This window comes from Vibrio ishigakensis, assembly GCF_024347675.1.
Taxonomy (GTDB): Bacteria; Pseudomonadota; Gammaproteobacteria; order Enterobacterales; family Vibrionaceae; genus Vibrio; species Vibrio ishigakensis.
Genome location: NZ_AP024881.1, coordinates 2,778,442 through 2,798,217, shown reverse-complemented (window position 1 = coordinate 2,798,217; position 19,776 = coordinate 2,778,442). Strand labels below are relative to the sequence as shown.

The 19,776-nt window shown below is 47.2% G+C and carries 21 protein-coding genes and 1 pseudogene; 11 read left to right on the top strand and 11 right to left on the bottom strand.

The features are described from left to right. Positions 1–106 precede the first annotated feature (106 nt). Positions 107–1,297, top strand: coding sequence for an iron-containing alcohol dehydrogenase (locus tag Pcarn_RS12895; protein ID WP_261834241.1), 1,191 nt, complete (start codon positions 107–109; stop codon positions 1,295–1,297). Between the two features lie 44 nt (positions 1,298–1,341). Here Pcarn_RS12895 and Pcarn_RS12890 read toward each other — a convergent pair whose 3' ends face one another. Next, positions 1,342–2,208, bottom strand: coding sequence for a YicC/YloC family endoribonuclease (locus tag Pcarn_RS12890; protein WP_261834240.1), 867 nt, complete (start codon positions 2,206–2,208; stop codon positions 1,342–1,344). A 154-nt stretch (positions 2,209–2,362) separates the two neighbouring features. On the opposite strand from Pcarn_RS12890, the gene rph reads away from it, so the two are divergent. Both rph and pyrE read left to right on the top strand, forming a co-directional pair. Beyond that, the gene (rph, locus tag Pcarn_RS12885; protein ID WP_261834239.1) at positions 2,363–3,079 is read left to right on the top strand and encodes a ribonuclease PH; all 717 of its coding nucleotides are present in this window, start codon (positions 2,363–2,365) and stop codon (positions 3,077–3,079) included. 108 nt (positions 3,080–3,187) lie between these two features. Further along, positions 3,188–3,829: an orotate phosphoribosyltransferase gene (pyrE, locus tag Pcarn_RS12880; protein WP_261834238.1), complete on the top strand. Its 642-nt coding sequence runs from the start codon at positions 3,188–3,190 to the stop codon at positions 3,827–3,829. A gap of 32 nt (positions 3,830–3,861) precedes the next feature. Here the strand turns inward: pyrE and Pcarn_RS12875 are convergent, their stop codons facing one another. Further along, a complete protein-coding gene (locus Pcarn_RS12875; protein WP_261834237.1) occupies positions 3,862–4,788 on the bottom strand; it encodes a D-2-hydroxyacid dehydrogenase in 927 nt (308 codons plus the stop codon). A gap of 102 nt (positions 4,789–4,890) precedes the next feature. Between Pcarn_RS12875 and Pcarn_RS12870 the strand changes: the two genes are divergently transcribed. Beyond that, complete coding sequence (locus Pcarn_RS12870) at positions 4,891–5,481, top strand: YjaG family protein (RefSeq protein ID WP_261834236.1); 591 nt, start codon at positions 4,891–4,893, stop codon at positions 5,479–5,481. 49 nt (positions 5,482–5,530) lie between these two features. Here the strand turns inward: Pcarn_RS12870 and Pcarn_RS12865 are convergent, their stop codons facing one another. After that, on the bottom strand, positions 5,531–6,616 hold the full coding sequence (locus Pcarn_RS12865; protein ID WP_261834235.1) for a CNNM domain-containing protein: 1,086 nt from the start codon (positions 6,614–6,616) through the stop codon (positions 5,531–5,533). 253 nt (positions 6,617–6,869) lie between these two features. Here Pcarn_RS12865 and hupA point away from each other — a divergent pair. Next, positions 6,870–7,145: pseudogene (gene hupA / locus Pcarn_RS12860) on the top strand (nucleoid-associated protein HU-alpha); the annotation flags it as partial. Positions 7,146–7,185: 40 nt separating this feature from the next. Next, complete coding sequence (locus Pcarn_RS12855) at positions 7,186–7,881, top strand: DUF1481 domain-containing protein (RefSeq protein ID WP_261834233.1); 696 nt, start codon at positions 7,186–7,188, stop codon at positions 7,879–7,881. Positions 7,882–7,935: 54 nt separating this feature from the next. Here the strand turns inward: Pcarn_RS12855 and purD are convergent, their stop codons facing one another. Together purD and purH are read right to left on the bottom strand one after the other, a co-directional pair. Next, complete coding sequence (gene purD, locus Pcarn_RS12850; RefSeq protein ID WP_261834232.1) at positions 7,936–9,225, bottom strand: phosphoribosylamine--glycine ligase; 1,290 nt, start codon at positions 9,223–9,225, stop codon at positions 7,936–7,938. A 99-nt stretch (positions 9,226–9,324) separates the two neighbouring features. Then, positions 9,325–10,917, bottom strand: coding sequence for a bifunctional phosphoribosylaminoimidazolecarboxamide formyltransferase/IMP cyclohydrolase (gene purH, locus Pcarn_RS12845; RefSeq protein WP_261834231.1), 1,593 nt, complete (start codon positions 10,915–10,917; stop codon positions 9,325–9,327). 380 nt (positions 10,918–11,297) lie between these two features. Between purH and zntR the strand changes: the two genes are divergently transcribed. The 5 genes from zntR (at position 11,298) to Pcarn_RS12820 (ending at position 14,936) form a co-directional block, all read left to right on the top strand. After that, positions 11,298–11,723, top strand: a complete 426-nt coding sequence (gene zntR / locus Pcarn_RS12840) for a Zn(2+)-responsive transcriptional regulator (protein ID WP_261834230.1) — start codon at positions 11,298–11,300, stop codon at positions 11,721–11,723. Next, a complete protein-coding gene (locus Pcarn_RS12835; protein ID WP_261834229.1) occupies positions 11,720–12,847 on the top strand; it encodes an SO_0444 family Cu/Zn efflux transporter in 1,128 nt (375 codons plus the stop codon). The genes zntR and Pcarn_RS12835 overlap by 4 nt, the downstream gene beginning before the upstream one ends. 135 nt (positions 12,848–12,982) lie before the next feature. After that, positions 12,983–13,393 carry a hypothetical protein gene (locus Pcarn_RS12830; RefSeq protein ID WP_261834228.1) on the top strand — a complete coding sequence of 137 codons (411 nt, stop codon included), beginning with the start codon at positions 12,983–12,985 and terminating at the stop codon, positions 13,391–13,393. 114 nt (positions 13,394–13,507) lie between these two features. Beyond that, positions 13,508–14,389, top strand: coding sequence for an aromatic amino acid DMT transporter YddG (gene yddG, locus Pcarn_RS12825; RefSeq protein ID WP_261834227.1), 882 nt, complete (start codon positions 13,508–13,510; stop codon positions 14,387–14,389). A gap of 304 nt (positions 14,390–14,693) precedes the next feature. Further along, positions 14,694–14,936 carry a GlsB/YeaQ/YmgE family stress response membrane protein gene (locus Pcarn_RS12820; protein WP_261834226.1) on the top strand — a complete coding sequence of 81 codons (243 nt, stop codon included), beginning with the start codon at positions 14,694–14,696 and terminating at the stop codon, positions 14,934–14,936. Between the two features lie 68 nt (positions 14,937–15,004). Here Pcarn_RS12820 and fis read toward each other — a convergent pair whose 3' ends face one another. From fis to aroQ, 6 genes are all read right to left on the bottom strand, one after another. Continuing rightward, complete coding sequence (fis, locus tag Pcarn_RS12815) at positions 15,005–15,301, bottom strand: DNA-binding transcriptional regulator Fis (protein WP_261816193.1); 297 nt, start codon at positions 15,299–15,301, stop codon at positions 15,005–15,007. A gap of 45 nt (positions 15,302–15,346) precedes the next feature. Next, complete coding sequence (gene dusB, locus Pcarn_RS12810; RefSeq protein ID WP_261834225.1) at positions 15,347–16,312, bottom strand: tRNA dihydrouridine synthase DusB; 966 nt, start codon at positions 16,310–16,312, stop codon at positions 15,347–15,349. Positions 16,313–16,443: 131 nt separating this feature from the next. Then, the gene (gene prmA, locus Pcarn_RS12805) at positions 16,444–17,334 is read right to left on the bottom strand and encodes a 50S ribosomal protein L11 methyltransferase (RefSeq protein ID WP_261834224.1); all 891 of its coding nucleotides are present in this window, start codon (positions 17,332–17,334) and stop codon (positions 16,444–16,446) included. 103 nt (positions 17,335–17,437) lie between these two features. Continuing rightward, complete coding sequence (gene accC, locus Pcarn_RS12800; RefSeq protein ID WP_261834223.1) at positions 17,438–18,781, bottom strand: acetyl-CoA carboxylase biotin carboxylase subunit; 1,344 nt, start codon at positions 18,779–18,781, stop codon at positions 17,438–17,440. 14 nt (positions 18,782–18,795) lie between these two features. Next, positions 18,796–19,257 (bottom strand): acetyl-CoA carboxylase biotin carboxyl carrier protein, encoded by a 462-nt coding sequence (accB, locus tag Pcarn_RS12795; RefSeq protein WP_261834222.1) that lies wholly within the window; start codon positions 19,255–19,257, stop codon positions 18,796–18,798. 59 nt (positions 19,258–19,316) lie between these two features. Continuing rightward, entirely contained in the window at positions 19,317–19,766 is a 450-nt protein-coding gene (gene aroQ, locus Pcarn_RS12790; protein WP_261834221.1) for a type II 3-dehydroquinate dehydratase, read from the bottom strand. Positions 19,767–19,776: the final 10 nt, after the last annotated feature.

Here is a 19,776-nt window from a genome sequence, read left to right as displayed (position 1 = left end):
TCACCAATTTGGCCACACTAACTTGATGCAAACCCAGACTTAGAACAAGCTAAAAGCTCATCTCAAATAGATGAGCTTTTTAATAGGTTGAACTCAGGGAGGAGAGATGCTACATCAATTGATAGTGAATGTCCGAAAGCCTTTTCTAAAGATGGTGCCTATCCCGACTCCCGAGCTGTATGAAGGGGAAGGCAGCCTGTCGCAGGTTTCTCATCTGTGTAAAAAGCTTGGTATCACTCACCCCTTGATAGTCACAGATAAAACGCTGGTGGAGCTGGGACTAGTCGGGAAGGTCACCCATGATCTAAAAGATCATCATGTTCTTTTTACTCTATTTGATGAGGTGTTGCCTGACCCTGAGGTCGCTGTGGTCCGAAGGGGAGTAGAGCTATTTAAGCAAAAGAGTTGTGATGGGATAATTGCTATTGGTGGCGGCTCACCAATAGATTGTGCCAAAGCTATTTCTGCTTCAGCCAAGACAGGAAAGGACATCACCAAATTGTTTGGCTTGCTGCGTGTCCATCGCCCCATCTTTCCAATCATCGCTATTCCAACTACATCAGGTACAGGCTCTGAGACTACGGTTGCCTCTGTAATCAGTGATAAAGCCTCCCGCTCAAAACTCAATATCACAGACCCCTTTATCGTACCTAAAGTCGCTATCTTAGATTCGACTCTATTGATGGGATTACCACCGCAGATCACAGCTGAAACGGGTATGGATGCACTTACTCATGCCATAGAGTCTTACCTCAGTGGTTACGCCAATCAGCAAACCCGTGAGTGGAGCATTTCAGCTATTAGAACCATCTTTGAGTATCTTCCTCAAGCACATAGGAATGGCCAGAACCTAGAAGCAAGACAGGCGCTAGCCAAAGCCAGTTTTGATGCTGGACTTGCGTTTACCCGCACTTATATAGGCTATGTGCACGCTATTGCTCATCAGCTGGGAGCTTTTTATCACGTCCCCCACGGTAGAGCGAACGCCATAGTCTTACCTAAAGTTCTTGGCGTTATTGCACAAAGAGAACCTCGATTTCTAGCTGAACTGCTAGCCCAGGTCTTCCCCAAAAAGTCGACTGGTAATGTAGACAAAGATGCCAAGCTGTTGGTCGATATGGTTGAGAAGTTATTGGTTGAACTGGATTTGCCTACGGTAGTAAAAGAACTTAATCAAACCGATATTACAGCTTTAGCTGACCAAGCAATTAAAGAGGCATTTGGTGTTTACCCGGTGCCTGTGGTTATGACGCGATTCGAGTGTGAAGAGATACTTAGAGAGCTAGTACCAGAATAATAAAAAGCCTGCACTAGGCAGGCTTTAGAAGAACTGTAAGTCTGTTACTCAATGTTCTGGATCTGCTCACGCATCTGCTCGATAAGCACTTTCAGCTCAACGCCAGAGGCAGTGATGTCGGTGCTGATAGACTTAGACGCTAGGGTGTTCGACTCACGGTTGAACTCTTGCATCATGAAGTCTAGACGGCGACCACATGCACCACCTTTCTTAAGGATGCTAGTGGTTTCTTTTACGTGAGAGTCTAGGCGGTCTAGCTCCTCAGCAACGTCAGATTTTTGCGCTAGTAGGATAAGTTCTTGCTCAACGCGAGATGAATCTAGCTCGATTGACGCTTCTTCAAACTTGCTGGTCAGGCGGTCACGTTGCCATTGTAGGATCTCTGGCATGCGAGCACGTACCTTCACTACTTCTTCAGTAATAGCATCTAGACGCTGAACGATAAGTGCCTTCATGTTTTCGCCTTCGCTTGCGCGAGCTGCGATAAATTCATTGATAGCCTCGTCAAAACCGTTTAGTAGGTCTTTGTTGATGCTATCCATATCTTGCTCAGGTGTTTCCATCACACCTTGCCATTGCATCACCTGAAATGGATTCACTCGGCTAGTTTCGCCAGTCATTTCCATGATACGAGTCGCTGCATTGATCACTTGTTTCGCTAAGTCTTCGTTGATGGTTAGCTCACCCTTAGCACTTGGGTTTGCTTCAAAACGAAGGTGGCATTCAACTTTACCGCGAGCTAGGCGTTTACGAAAACGCTCACGAAGGATGGGCTCTAGAGCGCGAAATTGTTCCGGAAGACGGAAATAGGTCTCAAGATAGCGTTGGTTTACCGAGCGAATTTCCCAAACGGCATTACCCCAATCACCTTTGACTTCTTTGCGCGCATAAGCGGTCATGCTGTAAATCATTGAATTACCTTAGTCATCAAATCTGTATGTCATATTGTCCGGTGCAATACTAGCACAACTCCTGCGGTCACCCTAAGGTCTTGGGTCGCATCCTGCGCCATGTTCCTATATAATCTCGCACCAATTCCTATCTTACTTTCTAAGGTGACTTCACATGCGTCCAAACGACCGTGCTCTGGATCAGGTTCGTCCTATTAAAATGACTCGCGACTACACAGCCTACGCTGAAGGTTCTGTTCTAGTTGAGTTTGGTAACACTAAAGTTTTGTGTAACGCCTCTGTTGAAGAAAATGTGCCACGCTGGTTAAAAGGTAAAGGCAAAGGCTGGGTAACCGCTGAATACGGCATGCTTCCTCGTGCAACCCACACCCGTAACCGTCGTGAAGCGGCAAGCGGTAAGCAAGGCGGTCGTACTATGGAAATCCAACGCTTGATCGCTCGTAGCCTACGCGCAGTTGTTGACCTAGAAGCTATGGGTGAGGTTATGGTGACAGTAGACTGTGACGTTATCCAAGCTGATGGCGGTACTCGCACAGCATCTATCTCTGGTGCAAGCGTTGCTATGGCAGATGCATTCCAGAAGATGGTTGCAGCAGGCACTCTTAAAGCTAACCCGATGAAAGGCCACGTTGCTGCAGTATCTGTGGGCATGGTTGAAGGCGAAGCGCGTTGTGACCTTGAGTACACTGAAGATTCAGCCGCTGATACCGACATGAACGTGGTAATGACTGAAGAAGGTAAGATGATTGAGGTTCAAGGCACCGCAGAGGGCGAACCTTTCTCACATGAAGAACTACTTGATTTGCTTGCTCTGGCTAAGAAGGGCATTAGCGACATTGTTGAAGTTCAGAAAGCGGCATTGGCCGAATAAATTGTTTTTGAATAGCTCCTGTTTCAGGGGCTATTTTTTTGTCTTCTTAAGAAGAGATAGTTTTGTACATTGTCTAGGTTTGCCTAGACCCTAATTAGAGAGAATAAAATGAAAGCATACCAGCGTGAGTTTATTGAATTTGCACTTGAGAAAGAGGTTCTTAAGTTTGGTGAGTTTACTTTGAAGTCGGGACGCACTAGCCCTTATTTCTTTAACGCTGGGCTATTCAACACAGGTCGTGATTTGGCGCGTCTTGGTCGCTTCTATGCTGCTGCACTTGCAGACTCAGGCATCGACTATGATGTGCTATTTGGCCCTGCGTATAAGGGGATTCCTATCGCAACCACTACTGCAGTAGCTCTTGCGGATCACCACGACACGGACAAGCCATACTGCTTTAACCGTAAAGAAGCTAAAGACCACGGCGAAGGTGGCAACCTAGTAGGTAGCCCACTAGAAGGTCGCATCATGCTGGTGGACGACGTGATCACAGCAGGTACTGCGATTCGTGAGTCTATGGAGATCATCCAAGCGAACGGTGCTGACCTAGCAGGCGTGTTGGTTGCTATCGACCGTCAAGAGAAAGGCAAGGGCGAGCTTTCTGCAATCCAAGAAGTAGAGCGTGACTTCGGCTGCTCTATCATCTCGATTGTTAGCCTAACCGACCTAATCACTTTCCTAGAAGAGAAAGGCAGCAGTGCTGAACATCTAGAGGCTGTTAAGGCGTACCGCGCTCAATACGGAATCTAATCTAAAAGCGCCTCCCTAGGAGGCGCTTTTGCTTAATAGCCCTTATCAAAATCGACCTTAGCGTCGAGCTCTTCCCCTTTTAGCCATTTAGCGTAGTTCTGTTTAAACAGCCCCATCACCTGACTTGGAAACGAGTGCGCGGCAATGTGTGGTGTTACCGTTACCTGAGGGTGTTGCCAGTACGGACACTGCTGTGAGATTGGCTCGTTGATAAACACGTCCAGATAAGCACGCTTGATCTGACCATTGTCTAAGCCATCCAAAAGAGCCTGAGTTTCAATAGCGTCACCACGTCCCACATTAAATAAAAGCACATCCTTACAATGTGAGAAGGTCTCAACGTTTAGAATACCTTTAGTCTGTGGCGTCTTCGGTAGCACAGATACTAGGATATCCGCTTGCGCTAATGCCTTGTCGATATTTTGTATTGCGTATACTTCATCAAACTGACTGTCAGCCGGTTGTTTGCCAGAAGAATTTACGCCAATGGTTTTTAAGCCAAATGCCTTAGCAGTAATAGAAAGATGAGCTCCGATAGAGCCTGTACCAAGAATCACTATGGTTTTCTCGCTCAGGCATACATAAGGGTGTGGTTGCCAGTTTTGAGCACTTTGTTGCTCACGATAGATATCAAAGTGGCGATAGTGCCCAATGGCATAACCAAGCACATACTCAGAGATAGGCTGACCGAAGATGCCTTTAACATTGGTAAGCAAGTAATCACGGCGCAGTCCCGGTTGGGTAAGTGCATCAACTCCAGCATACACAGATTGGATCCACTCAAGGTTTGGAAACTCATCGAGCTTATCCGCAACCATAGGAGGACCGGCAAGGAGGATATTGGCTAGGCTTTTGTCCTCGGTGACTTCTAGCTGAGGTAGGTTCGCCTCGCGCAGCAGTTCTAAATACTCAGCCTTGGTTTTGGATTCCACATAAAGATATTGGGTCTCAGTTTTCATGCACTTGGCTTCCCTATAAATACATCGATAATCGGTTTAAAACTATGAAGAAGTGTGGCTATACAGTACACTTTTGCTGTTTTCCCATAATTGCGAGTCGCTATGTTAAAGAATCCTCTACAGCTTCGTCTTGAGAAGCTAGAACCTTGGCAACAAATCACTTTCATGGCCAGTCTGTGTGAGCGTATGTATCCAAACTATGCCATGTTTTGTCAGACAACGGAATTTGCTGAGGCTCGAATCTACAGAGATATTCTGGACAGCATTTGGGAACTGCTAACGGTAAAAAACGCTAAGGTAAACTTTGAGCGTCAACTAGAAAAGCTCGAAGAACTAGTGCCAAACGCAGAAGAGTTTGAGTTCTATGGTGTGTATCCTGCTATCGATGCTTGTATGGGACTTTCAGAGCTTTTACATGCTCTGCTAGACAGAGACCTTCTAATGGAAGCGATGCAGAACATCAGCCAGCAGTCTGTAATGACAGTGGCAGACCTAGAAGTGGCTCAGGGTAGCGATGAGATCACTAACGACAACCAGAAAGAAAACGAAGCGGTTTGCGAAGAGTGGGACGTTCAGTGGGCTATCTTCCGTCCTTTGAAGGACTGCGTTGAACGCGATATCGAGCTAATCAAAGACCTGCGCGCTGAGCTAAGAGAAGAGAGCGTGAGCAACATTGGTGTGGTCGCTCAATAATCTCTGATTAAAGAACTAAAAACGGGAGCCTAGGCTCCCGTTTTGCTATCTATTTGTTATCGTTACTTGGATGTTCAGTATCGTCTTCATCCACGTTTTCGATAACGTTGTGTTTCTTCTTCCAGTTTTCCCAGCGCTCGTACGCCAGTTCCTGCATGTCGGTGTTTTTGTCCGCCTCATCGATGATCTCCTCACCAAGTAAGAATTCAAACACGTCCTCTAGGGTCACTAGACCTTGCACTGTACCGTACTCATCTACGATAAGCGCAAGTTGTAGACGGTTCTTCAACATCTTGTCGAATGCATCTGGTAGCGCGATGTTATTAAGGAACACATGAATAGGGCGCATTACCGCACCTAATTGTGCCTCACCACGACCGCGCTGCTGCAATTTGAACAGCTCTAGGCGGTGCACAAAGCCAAGGATATTGTCTTTAGTCTCGCTATAAACAAGAGGGCGAGAGAAAGGACAGTCTTGGTGTTCCTTCAAGAACTCATTGACCGTTAGAGTCGCGTCTACACGGAATACTACTGGGCGTGGTGTCATTACCTTGGTCACCGGCACATTTGGCAGGTTAAGAAGGTTATGCAGAATACGGCTTTCATCTTCAGCAAATTCTCCAGACTCTTTAGCCAGCATCGCCATCGCTGAGATTTCGTCACGCAGTTTAGGTTCAACTGAGCCTCTTGATAGGCGCTTGGTGATCTGCTCGGAGAACCAAACAAATGGAGTCAGTGCCCACACCATCCAGTTCAGAATAGAAGCTGAACCTGGTGCTAGCTGACGCCAGTAGGTCGCACCGATAGTTTTTGGCACGATCTCAGAAAGTAGCAAGATACCTAAAGTAAGAACCGCAGAGAATACGCCTAGCCACTGGCTACCAAATACCACTGCCGCTTGAGCACCAGCACTCGCCGCACCTATGGTGTGCGCTATGGTGTTCAGGGTCAGGATAGAGGCAAGTGGACGGTCGATGTCCGATTTCAGTTTGCCAAGCTTTTCAGCTGCTGGGTGTTGGTTCTGTTTAAGTTGAGCGATATAGCTCGGTGAGATGCTCAAAAGCACAGCTTCTAGAACTGAACAGATGAACGAGACTCCAATAGCAATGGAGACATAGATGGTCAGGAGTAACATGTTACCTTGTGTGTGTGTTTATGAAACAAGCGGATTATGACAGGCATCTCGCTGAATTAATAGGCTATTTATACAGTACGTAGTGTAGATAATTTGACCGCTTTTTGCTCGCAAACCAGAGAAACTGTGAGTTGATCGGCAGAATAAGCTAAAAAGTGTTCGCTTGAACCCCAAGATCACTCTCAACCCTTTGCCAGATGGGGGCTTTATGCTTTAGAGTGATTTTGTTTTCAAACACTTTAGAAGGGAAACCCCAATGAACAAGACCCAATTAATCGATGCAATTGCTGAAAAAGCAGATCTATCTAAAGCTCAAGCAAAAGCAGCTCTTGAAGCTACTCTTGAAGGCGTTACTGAAGCTCTGAAAGAGGGCGACCAAGTTCAACTAATTGGTTTTGGCACATTCAAAGTATCTCACCGTAGTGCTCGCACTGGTCGTAACCCTAAGACTGGTGAAGAAATCCAAATCGCTGCAGCAAACGTTCCTGCGTTTACAGCTGGTAAAGCACTGAAAGACTCAGTAAATTAATGTAAAATACGCCGAGTGATAGAGCTCGGCGTATTTTTATATGAAACATGTTTCCTCCGCATTTCTTGCAATTCTAGTTCTCGCTGGCTGTTCATCTGCCACGACCCCTCTACGTCAAAATGCTCAAGTTACCGAATTTGTAGGTGGCGAAAGTGACGCAGATAAAACCTCTCTTTATTGGGTAACTGAACGATTCGAGACTCCTGAATCGAGTACCGATGACGTTAAGTTCTCAGACAATACTTGGTATCAAAGTCACTACCTTTGGGATGGCGATAATCTACGTGAGATGACACGCGTAGGTGAGAGGCGCACCAAGTCTGGTAACAAGGTTCCATTTCAAATGACATTGCGCTTTAGCCAAAACGGTGAAGCGGTATATCAACGTATGCGTATCAATGGCAAGGTGATGCCAATGCGAAGCGAGCAGATTGGCGAGGTGCGCACTCAAGCGGATGAGCTGGTGGCTAAGTCTAAATCTCAGCGTGATGCGGGCCTAGAGCTGATTCAGGGCTATTGGGAGGACGGTACCTTTACTACCTGTGGCGGTCGTGAGTACACCAACATCGAATTTAAGCAGGCGCTTCCTAAGTTCTTGATTGAGCGCTTGAAAGAAGAAGATAACTTTGCCGCATTTATCGGCGAGTTCGACAGCAGCAAGGTAGTAGTAGACCAAATGCTGGTGCTAAAACATGGTGGCTTTGATTGTATCGAACGCCCAACCTTAGAAAGCTAAAAATTGAATTCAAAAAAAAGCCACTCAACTGAGTGGCTTTTTCGTGTTTAACGCTTACTTTTGCTGTTCACGAGCAATGGCGCGATAGCCGATGTCGTTGCGATGGAACATGCCATCCCAAGAGATCTTCTTAGTTAGCTCATAGGCACGCGCTTGTGCTTCAGATACTGTGTTGCCAAGTGCTGTTGCACATAGCACGCGACCACCGTTAGTAGTGATTGCGCCATCTTTCTCAGCAGTACCAGCGTGGAATACCTTCTCGCCTTCAACAGCTTCAGTAGGTAGACCAGAGATCACGTCGCCTTTGTTGTAAGATGCTGGGTAGCCACCGGCAGCAAGAACGATACCGATAGAAGCACGCTCATCCCACTTAGATTCAGCTGTATCTAGCTTGCCTTCGATAGCCGCTAGGCAAAGCTCAACTAGGTCAGACTGCATACGCATCATGATAGGCTGAGTCTCAGGGTCACCGAAACGACAGTTGTATTCGATTACCTTTGGAGTGCCGTCTTTGTCGATCATTAGGCCTGCGTATAGGAAACCTGTGTATGGGTTGCCTTCAGATGCCATACCGCGAACAGTAGGGTAGATAACCTCTTCCATGATGCGGTTGTGGATCTCTTGGGTAACCACTGGAGCTGGAGAGTATGCACCCATACCACCTGTATTAGGGCCTGTGTCTTTATCGCCCACACGCTTGTGGTCTTGGCTAGTTGCCATTGGCAGAACATTTTCACCATCTACCATAACGATGAAGCTTGCTTCTTCGCCGTCTAGGAACTCCTCGATAACTACGCGGCTACCAGCTTCGCCAAATGCGTTGCCTGCTAGCATGTCCTTGATTGCGTCTTCCGCTTCTTCAAGGGTCATAGCAACGATTACGCCTTTACCCGCAGCTAGGCCATCAGCCTTAACTACGATAGGAGCGCCTTGCTCACGAACGTATGCGATCGCTGGCTCGATCTCAGTAAAGTTTGCGTATGCACCGGTTGGGATAGCGTGACGAGCTAGGAAGTCTTTAGTGAATGCTTTAGAACCTTCAAGCTGAGCGGCTGCTTCAGTAGGGCCAAAGATTGGAAGACCTGCTGCGCGGAATGCATCAACTACACCGATAACTAGAGGCGCTTCTGGGCCTACGATAGTCAGTTCGATGTTGTTGTCTTTAGCAAAAGCCACTAGAGCTTCGATGTCTTCAACGCCGATGTTTACGTTCTCAAGCTTAGGCTCGATAGCGGTACCTGCGTTACCAGGAGCGATGAATACAGTCTCAACGTTTGGGGTTTGTGCGGCTTTCCAGCCAAGTGCGTGCTCACGACCGCCGGCACCAATAACTAGTACTTTCATTCTTAATCCTTAAATTAAAGATCATCATTCCCGATGCCAAAATTCTTAGCTATCGGGAATCGGTATAGGATTTCGGCCCACCGAGGTGAGCCGAAGATATTAGTGGTTAAAGTGGCGCATACCAGTGAAGATCATCGCCATGCCGTGTTCGTCAGCTGCATCGATAACCTCTTGGTCACGCATAGAGCCGCCTGGCTGGATAACACACTTGATACCAGCTTCAGCTGCTGCGTCGATACCATCACGGAATGGGAAGAATGCATCAGAAGCCATTACGCTACCTGCTACTTCTAGACCTTCGTCAGCTGCTTTGATGCCAGCGATCTTAGCAGAGTAAACGCGGCTCATTTGGCCTGCGCCTACACCGATAGTCATGTCACCTTTCGCGTATACGATAGCGTTAGACTTAACGTACTTAGCTACTTTCCAGCAGAATAGAGCGTCTTTTAGCTCTTCTTCGCTTGGCTGACGCTTAGATACAATCTTAAGGTCATCTAGAGAAACCATACCTTGGTCGCGGTCTTGAACTAGAAGGCCACCGTTAACGCGCTTAACGTCAAAACCAGTTGTCTTAGTTGTCCACTCGCCACACTCAAGAAGACGAACGTTCTTCTTAGCTGCAACTACTTCGATAGCTTCAGCCGAAACAGAAGGAGCGATGATTACCTCAACGAATTGACGCTCAACGATAGCTTGAGCTGTCGCTGCATCTAGTTCGCGGTTGAATGCGATGATGCCACCGAACGCTGATGTTGGGTCAGTCTTGAATGCGCGGTTATATGCTTCAAGGATGTCGTCACCCAGTGCAACGCCACATGGGTTAGCGTGCTTAACGATCACACAAGCAGGAGCGTCGAACTCTTTCACACACTCAAGAGCTGCATCTGTATCCGCGATGTTGTTGTAAGACAGTGCTTTACCTTGGATCTGACGAGCAGTAGAAACAGACGCTTCTTCTGGGTTAGCTTCAACGTAGAACGCCGCATCTTGGTGGCTGTTCTCACCGTAGCGCATGTCTTGCTTCTTAAGGAACTGTTGGTTGAAAGTGCGTGGGAATTTAGACTCTTCGTCACCTTCTTTGTTGTCGCCGTAAGAAGGAACCATGGTGCCGAAGTAGTTAGCGATCATGCCGTCGTAGCTTGCAGTGTGCTCGAACGCAGCGATTGCTAGGTCGAAACGAGTCTCAAGAGTAAGAGATGCTTCGTTTGCGTCCATTTCAGCGATTACGCGGTCATAGTCGTGAGCGTTAACAACGATAGTTACGTCTTTGTGGTTCTTAGCTGCAGAACGAACCATAGTTGGACCACCGATATCGATGTTCTCAACAGCGTCTTCTAGAGTACAGCCTTCTTTCGCTACTGTAGCTGCGAATGGGTATAGGTTAACTACAACCATGTCGATTGGCTTGATGCCGTGGTTTTCCATTACTTCGTCGTCTTGACCGCGACGACCTAGAACACCACCGTGTACTTTAGGGTGAAGGGTCTTAACGCGACCGTCCATCATCTCTGGGAAGCCAGTGTAATCAGATACTTCTGTAACCGTTAGGCCTTGCTCTGCTAGTAGGCGTGCGGTGCCACCTGTCGAAAGAATTTCAACGTTACGTTCAGCTAGTGCTTTAGCAAATTCTACGATGCCGGTTTTATCAGAAACGCTGATAAGAGCGCGGCGGATTGGGCGAGCGTTACTCATGCTTCCATATTCCTCAATTACTTAGAGTTTTCCCTTTAGCCCGAGCTCGTGGATTCGAGACTAGGGTAGGGAATCAAGTTGGATGAAAAGATGTTTATCAAAATTAAACTAGTGACGTTAAACTTTGATAACGATCTTCTAAAGGCACCCTTCCGAGTAAAAAACCACCGATCTGGAATGGCGCGTATTCTAACGAAGAAATAACGAAAAAGCTCGCGCAATCGTTTGGCATTTGCATTTTTTTGTCAAAAAAACGTCATTTTGGCTGTTTTGCACTGAATTGTATTTCTTGGTTTATCAAAAAACTTACGACTGGCTGTTGACCTTGGAGTTATATCCAAGCTTTATACTTTTAGGGTAAACAAAATCTAGGTAGCGGTATGTATAAGATTGGAGAGTTGGCGAAGCTGTTTGCCATAAAAACGGACACCCTTAGATTCTATGAGAAGCATGGCTTGCTAGCCCCGAGTTCACGCAGTGAGGCAGGTTATCGCATCTATACCCACGATGATGCTGAGCGTCTGCGCTTTATATTGCGTGCCAAGAAAGTAGGCTTTTCCCTTACCGAGATACACGACCTTTTGTCTATTCGTATCGATAGAGATAGCCATTCGTGTCATGAAGCCAAAGATATTGTCGACCTTAAGTTAAAGCACGTTGAAGAAAAGATTCGAGAGCTTCAGGTTTTCCAAGCATCCCTGAGTAAGCTGAGCACCTCTTGTTGTGGTGGAGAAGAGCCCGCTACCCATTGTTCTATTTTAGAGGCGCTGGACAGCGCAGATGATGATGTTAAGGACAAAAGATGAACCTGCTAAATAACTTTATAGACCTGTTTATAGAGTCAGGCTTCTGGATGCTTCTTGGCTTGGTTGTCGCGGGCCTGCTCAAAGAATGGATTCCAACAGACCTGTTATCCAAGCACCTCGGTGGTAAAGGTGTCGGCACTACAGTAAAGGCTGCGTTTATCGGTGCGCCATTGCCTCTATGTTCTTGCGGTGTCATTCCCGCTGCGCTTGGTCTGCGTCGTAGCGGTGCTTCTAAGAGTGCCACTACGTCATTCTTGGTCGCGACACCAGAGACGGGTATCGATTCAGTCTCGGTCTCTTATGCCTTGTTGGGTCCATTTATGGCGATCGTACGACCTATTGCTGCCATCAGTAGCGCGATAGTAGCAGGCCTATTGGTTGGTAAAGATGATGAGAAACAGCAGAGCCAACTTAAGGTAAACGCCCTCAAGCCGATGACAAGTAGCAACCTTTCTATAAACAAGGTAGAGCCTGAATCTAAGCCAGTGGTTTCATCTTGCTGTTCTACCAAGAAAACCTCTTGCTGCTCAACCAAGTCAAAGAAACCAAAAGGGGCGATAGATAAGCTTAAATCAGGTGTGCATTTTGCTGCTACCGATCTGGTTAAGGACATCAGCACCTGGTTGATGATAGGTCTCTTCTTTGCAGCATTAATACAGACCTATGTCGAGACAGATTTCCTCGCTAAGTGGGGAGGTAGTATCTGGAGCATGCTCGTCATGGTGGCTATTAGTGTACCAATGTACATCTGCGCAACCGCGTCCACACCAATCGCAGCAGGACTATTAATGTCAGGCATCAGTCCAGGTGCAGTACTGGTATTTATGCTAACTGGACCTGCGACCAATATCGCTACTCTTGGTGTTGTGGGGAAAGAGTTGGGCAAGCGCTCTTTGTTTGCATATTTAACTGGTGTGGTAGGTACCGCAATCGTATTTGGTTTGGCCACCGATTATCTGGTTTCTGCTTACGGCTTATCGGTTCAACCCTTGAGTGCGGGAGAGCATGAAGTGTTGCCGCATTGGCTGAGCATAGGGTCTGCCATTGTTCTTGCTGTGCTTATGTTGCGACATTATTGGCAGACTGCTCATTCAAGATTTGCGAGAACTGGGCTGGCTCATTAATGGGGCAGTATTGATTATCGACATTAGGTTCGCTAGCGATAGTGAATTTACGTTGTGGCGCCAAGTGGTAATTGTTTGTTTTTTGCCCAGGCTATAATGCGCTCGTTTTCTGTACAACACCAAACGAGAGATTCAATGAAAAAGTCGATTATTGCTTTGTCTGCCCTAGTGGCGCTACCTGTTCTGGCAACAGAGTCTGAGTACTTTTTTGATATAACTACTGATTCGATTAATCAGCCTAACGAGTACTTCTTTGAGGTTGAAGAAATGCCCAGCGATACAACGGCTCTTCAACAGGAGCCTGTAGATATTGCAGGCGTGTCTGAATCAGAGCAGATGCTTTGCGCTGCAGATGAGAGCCTACACGACCTAGTATTGGACGAATCTAGCACGCTCAATTGTTTGGAAGCCGGTGAAGATGATATTCGTGAGCTTTCTTTTCAAGAAATCCTAGATGAAGGTTGGGTGCTGGCTAACTCCACGGTCTCAGCGAGTGATGCTAGGGGTGATGTGGAAGAAGTTCTAGTGCAGTTCAAAAAAGCCTAAAACCAGATATAAAGACCAGCCAATCGGCTGGTTTTTTTTTATATGCAACCGACTGGCAATGGTAGTGCGCAAGATATTGAGTAACATAGGTTATTCAGAAATAAGGAAATAATCTTGAAAGCACATAAATATACCCTGTATGGGGTGCTAGCTATCTTGCTGTGGAGCTGCGTTATTGGTGTGGCGCGCCAGGTTGCGGAGTTACTTGGCCCGATTTGCGGAGCAGCCTCTATCTATACAGTGGCTACGCTGTTTTTATACTTCACTGTCGGTATACCCAAATTAAAAGACCTTTCTTGGCGATACGTCATCGTTGCTGGCGGATTGTTTGTAGCTTATGAGATCTTTTTATCCCTTGCCTTGGGTATGGCTAATGACCGTCAACAAGCGCTCGAGATGGCTGTGGTGAACTACCTATGGCCCGCACTGACTGTCTTGATGGCTGTGATGTTGAGTCATAAGAAGACCAACTTCTGGGTTTATCCCAGTGCCTTGTTGTCTTTTATCGGTGTGGCTTGGGCGATCACTGGAGATGAGAGCCTCTCTTTGGCTCAGATCTCCAGTAATGTAATGAGTAACCCTGTTACCTATAGCATGGCCTTTGCAGGTGCCTTCCTGTGGGCTATCTACTGTAATGTAGTAAAAAGGCTAGCCAATGGCACCAATGCCATTACTTTATTCTTCCTGATGACAGCATTAGTGCTGTGGTTCCAGTATGGTCTGAGCTCTGAGCCAGCTTTAAACATCAATCTAGAGTCGAGCATTACGGTGATCATTGCAGGTATCTTGATGGCTGGAGGTTATGGGCTTTGGAACCTTGGCATCATGCACGGTAACATGGTGCTTTTAGCGACCCTCTCTTATTTCACTCCGATCTTCTCAACCTTAATTTCCTCGGTGATACTTGGTATCGCTCTATCTCATGGCTTCTGGCAAGGGGTGATCATGGTTGTAATCGGCTCACTCATCTGTTGGCGCGCCACTAAAAATAGTTAGGGTCTGTCGACCTTTTGAGTTTGTTTTTGTAGCGAATTGTTGGGTATTGATACAAGGCAGGCACTTTTAGGTGTAGTGGTTCTACATGAAAAGTGTCTAACGCGGTAGAAATGCCCAACAAACGCTACCCTAAGGGCTCGGCCAGAAACGATTTACTCTTTGTTGAGCCCCTTTTGCTTAGATGACTAAGCTACAAGGTCCTCGCCGCGATTAAATCGTTTCTTACTCGAGCAAAACTCAACCGCAAAAGGTCAACAGACCCTAGATATGCTAGGTTTAATGGATTGAACAAGGAGAGGCGTTTATGAACATCATTATCTTTTTGGCAATAGGTGCACTAGCGGGCTGGCTTGCAGGGAACCTGATGAAAGGCGGCGGTTTTGGCCTAGTAGTGAATATCGTGGTCGGTATCATAGGCGCCGTGATCGGTGGGCTGGTGTTTGGCTTCTTGGGTTTGGCAGCTACCGGACTCATTGGCTCCATCGTTACCTCAACAGTAGGTGCCTGTATCCTCCTATATATAGCCGGGCTTATTTCCAAAAAGTAACCCTCTAGAAACGACAAAGGCCTGATGCGAACATCAGGCCTTCTGGTATGAGATAAAGAAACGAGTTCTTAGTTCATACCATATTTTTTAAGCTTCTTGCGAAGAGTACCGCGGTTGATACCCATCATAGATGCAGCGCGAGTCTGGTTACCGCGAGTGTATTGCATGATCATGTCTAGTAGTGGTTGTTCAACCTCAGCTAGCACTAGCTCATAAAGGTCGTTGACGTCCTGACCGTTTAGTTGTGCAAGATAGTTTTTAACTGAAACTTTTACTGAGTCGCGAAGTGGTTTTTGCGCGATTTGATCCTGTGCAGTTACAGTGGTAACTGTTAGTGCTTCGGAAGTCAGATTTTGTTCGAACATATTCGGTCTAGCTCTTCTGGTAATTATGATGCAACTTCGTTCCTATCATTGATAGGAATTAAAATACTCTTCTAGTGCTTCGAGCTGCTCGTTAGCAACCTCGATAGCGTTGAAGACACGGCGAAACTCACTTGCTTGCTCGTGTTCTTTTAGGTACCAACCAACGTGTTTTCTCGCGATGCGTGGTCCTAAATACTCACCATAGAAATGGTGAAGATCATGAACATGGCCAAGCATAATGTCCTTTACTTCCTGCAGAGGAAGCTCAGGCATTGTTGTGCCGCTTTCCAAGTAATGCTGGATTTCCTGAAAAATCCACGGACGCCCTTGGGCTGGACGACCAATCATCAAAGCGTCTGCACCGGTATACTCCAGTACATGCTTCGCTTTCTCGGGACTGTCTATATCGCCATTGGCAATTACAGGTATCGAAATAGCTTGCTTAACCGCTTTGATGCTTTCATATTCTGCCTCTCCTTTGTACATACAAGTACGCGTACGGCCATGTAATGCCAGTGCTTGTATGCCGCAGTCTTCGGCCATTTTAGCGATTTCGACACAGTTCTTATGCTCTGCATCCCAGCCGGTTCTTGTCTTGAGCGTCACAGGGACGTCGACCGCGTTTACTACTGCCTTCAGGATTTGCTCCACAATCTCTGGATGCTTTAGTAGCGCAGAACCCGCTAGTTTTTTATTCACTTTTTTCGCAGGGCAACCCATGTTGATATCGATGATTTGAGCACCGTTCTCAACGTTGAATCGCGCTGCGTCTGCCATTAGTTGTGGATCTGACCCAGCAATTTGCACAGAGCGAATACCGGATTCACCCTCATGCACTCTTCGTTGCTGGGACTTTGACGTGTTCCATGTTTTAGGGTTGGCTAGCATCATTTCACTGACGGCCATGCCAGCACCGTACCGTAAACACAACTCTCGAAAGGGTCTGTCTGTAACACCAGCCATAGGTGCGACAATCAAATTATTCTTAAGTTGGTAGTTTCCGATTTTCAAATCATGGTCACATTATTAACAGCAAGGGCGCGCATTTTACGCATTTTTTGGGCGTGTGAAAAGCCTAATATTTGAGCATTTCGCAAAATATTTTTGGAATCGATGTTTTTTTGCTCAAAACTTGATGATGCTCAACTAGTGTGCTTTTTACCTGAAATGCGACACCACTCTTGCAGCTCTTTAATCGGTTCAATTTCGAACTGATCGCGGTAGTAGTTCGCCACATCTTCAGCCTGGGTATCCAGTACACCAGACATAGCTAGCTCGCCGCCGTCTTTAACTAGACCCTTGATAACAGGGGATAGGTCGCGCAGTGGGCCGGCTAGGATGTTTGCCACAACCACGTCAGCGATCAGGTCTTGAGGTTGGTCTTGTGGAAGGAAAAGCTCTAGCTGATCTTTAACGCCGTTGCGCTCAGCGTTCGCTTCAGAAGCGATGATTGCCTGAGGATCAATGTCGATCCCGATAACCTTAGCCGCACCTAGCTTGATCGCAGCGATCGCTAGAATGCCTGAGCCACAGCCAAAGTCGATTACCGTCTTGCCTTCAAGGTCTAGGCCTTCAAGCCACTCAAGGCACAGTGAAGTAGTAGGGTGGGTACCCGTACCGAACGCAAGGCCAGGGTCTAGCATTACGTTTACTGCATCTGGCTCGGGGATATCACGCCAGCTTGGGCAGATCCATAGACGCTCACCAAACTTCATTGGGTGGAAGTTATCCATCCACTCGCGTTCCCAGTCTTTATCTTCGATCTGCTCTACCTTGTAGGCAAAGTCTGCGTCTAGAAGGTTGCTTGCCTTAGCTTGCTCAATGATCCAGCTGGTATCTGCTTCTGCATCGTATAGAGCTAGGATATCTGTTTCACCCCATAGGCGAGTTTCACCCGGTAGAGGTTCAAACACTGGTGTGTCTTTAGCATCTAGGAAGGTGATAGATAGGGCGCCAGTTTGCTCCATTAGCATATCGCCGATTTGCTCAGCGTTTTTATCGGTAGCATTGAGCTTAATTTGAATCCAAGGCATGAATTGATCTCTGAAATTGGGAAATTTTGTGTGGAGTGTAGCAGTAAACCAACAGATACAAAAATGCCCACCGAAGTGGGCATTTGAAAACACTTGTCAGTGCTTACTGAAGACCAAGCTTCTTCTCTAGGTAGTGGATGTTTGCACCACCGTGTTGGAAGTTCTCGTCATTCATGATGTCTAATTGAAGAGGTACGTTTGTCTTAATACCTTCAATGATCATCTCGCTCAGTGCGTTCTTCATACGTGCGATAGCAACATCACGGTTTTCACCGAAGGTGATCAGTTTACCTACCATTGAATCATAGTGAGGTGGCACTGTGTAACCTGTGTAGATGTGCGATTCCCAACGTACGCCCATACCGCCTGGGGCGTGGAAGCGTTCGATCTTGCCTGGGCAAGGTAGGAAGCGCTCTGGGTCTTCTGCGTTGATACGACACTCGATAGCGTGGCCACGAAGTTTGATATCGTCTTGAGTGAAAGACAGAGGTTGACCAGCAGCAACACGAAGTTGTTCTTTGATTAGGTCAACGCCAGTTACCATTTCAGTTACTGGGTGCTCTACCTGGATACGGGTGTTCATCTCGATGAAATAGAACTCACCGTTCTCGTATAGGAACTCAAACGTACCTGCGCCGCGGTAGCCGATTTCAAGACATGCACGAGTACAACGCTCACCGATGTACTTACGCATCTCTTCAGTGATGCCTGGTGCTGGTGCCTCTTCTACAACTTTCTGGTGACGACGTTGCATAGAACAGTCACGCTCACCTAGGTGGATTGCGCCGCCTTGACCATCAGCAATTACCTGAACCTCAACGTGACGTGGGTTTTCTAGGAATTTCTCCATGTAAACCATGTCGTTGTTGAAGGCCGCTTTTGCTTCAGCACGGGTCATTTGGATAGCTTCGATCAGCTCGCCCTCAGAGCGAACTACGCGCATACCACGACCACCGCCGCCGCCAGATGCCTTGATGATTACCGGATAGCCGATACGCTTGGCGTGTGCCTTGTTGGCTGCTTCGTCATCATTAAGAGGACCGTCAGAACCAGGAACACATGGAACGCCCGCTTTTTTCATCGCGTTGATAGCTGAAACCTTGTCACCCATCATGCGGATAGTTTCCGCTTTAGGACCAACAAAGATAAAGCCAGATTGCTCAACCTGCTCAGCGAAGTCTGCGTTCTCTGATAGGAAGCCGTAACCTGGGTGGATAGCTACAGCACCAGAAACCTCAGCAGCCGAGATGATGCGAGGAATGTTTAGGTAGCTGTCGATACCGCGAGCTGGACCGATACAGATAGACTCGTCAGCAAGTAGCACGTGCTTAAGGTCACGGTCTGCAGTCGAGTGTACCGCTACGGTTTTGATACCAAGCTCTTTACATGCGCGAAGGATACGAAGCGCGATTTCGCCTCGGTTCGCGATGACTAATTTGTCTAGCATAGTCTTAACCTCTATTACTCGATAACGATCAGAGGCTGGTCGAATTCTACTGGGTTGCCATCTTCAACTAGGATTGCAGTAACAACGCCTGACTTGTCTGCTTCGATTTGGTTCATCATCTTCATCGCTTCAACGATACAGATGGTTTCACCTGCAGATACAGATTGGCCAACTTCAACGAATGGCTTAGCGTCTGGACCAGGTGCACGGTAGAAAGTACCTACCATTGGAGAAAGAACCTTGTGGCCAGCTGCTTCAGCTGGAGCCGCTGCTTCTGCCGCAGGTGCAGCTGGAGCCGCTGCTGGTGCAGGTGCTGCCACTGGAGCTGGAGCTGCTGCATATTGAACAGGAGCTGCTACTGGAGCAGTACCGTTACGGCTGATGCGTACAGACTCTTCACCTTCAGAGATCTCTAGCTCAGCGATACCTGACTCTTCTACCAACTCGATAAGTTTTTTAATTTTACGAATGTCCATGATTCTTCTCTATATCTGGTGTTTTCAAATCTCAATCGGTACTGATTGAGACGACTATGTTATTTCGCCTGCAGCTGACTGATAGCTGCAGACAGGGCAAATTCGTAGCCTTGAGCGCCCAAACCACAGATGATGCCTACTGCCTTATCAGACAGGTAGGAATGGTGGCGGAACGGCTCACGGGCGTGTACGTTCGACAAATGAACTTCAATAAACGGAATGCTTACACCCAGTAGTGCATCGCGCAGGGCAACACTGGTGTGGGTGAAGGCGGCTGGGTTGATGATAATGAAATCAACATTGCCCATAGCGTCGTGGATTTTCTCGACAAGCTCGTACTCGCGATTAGACTGCAGATGGATTAGCTCTACATCTTGTTGTACAGCTTGTTGCGTAAGGTTATCAACTATGTCAGTTAATGTAGTGTAACCGTAAACTTCCGGTTCCCTCTTACCCAAAAGGTTTAGGTTGGGGCCGTTTAGGAGTAGAACGCGCAATTTTGTTGCCATCGTGTCGCTA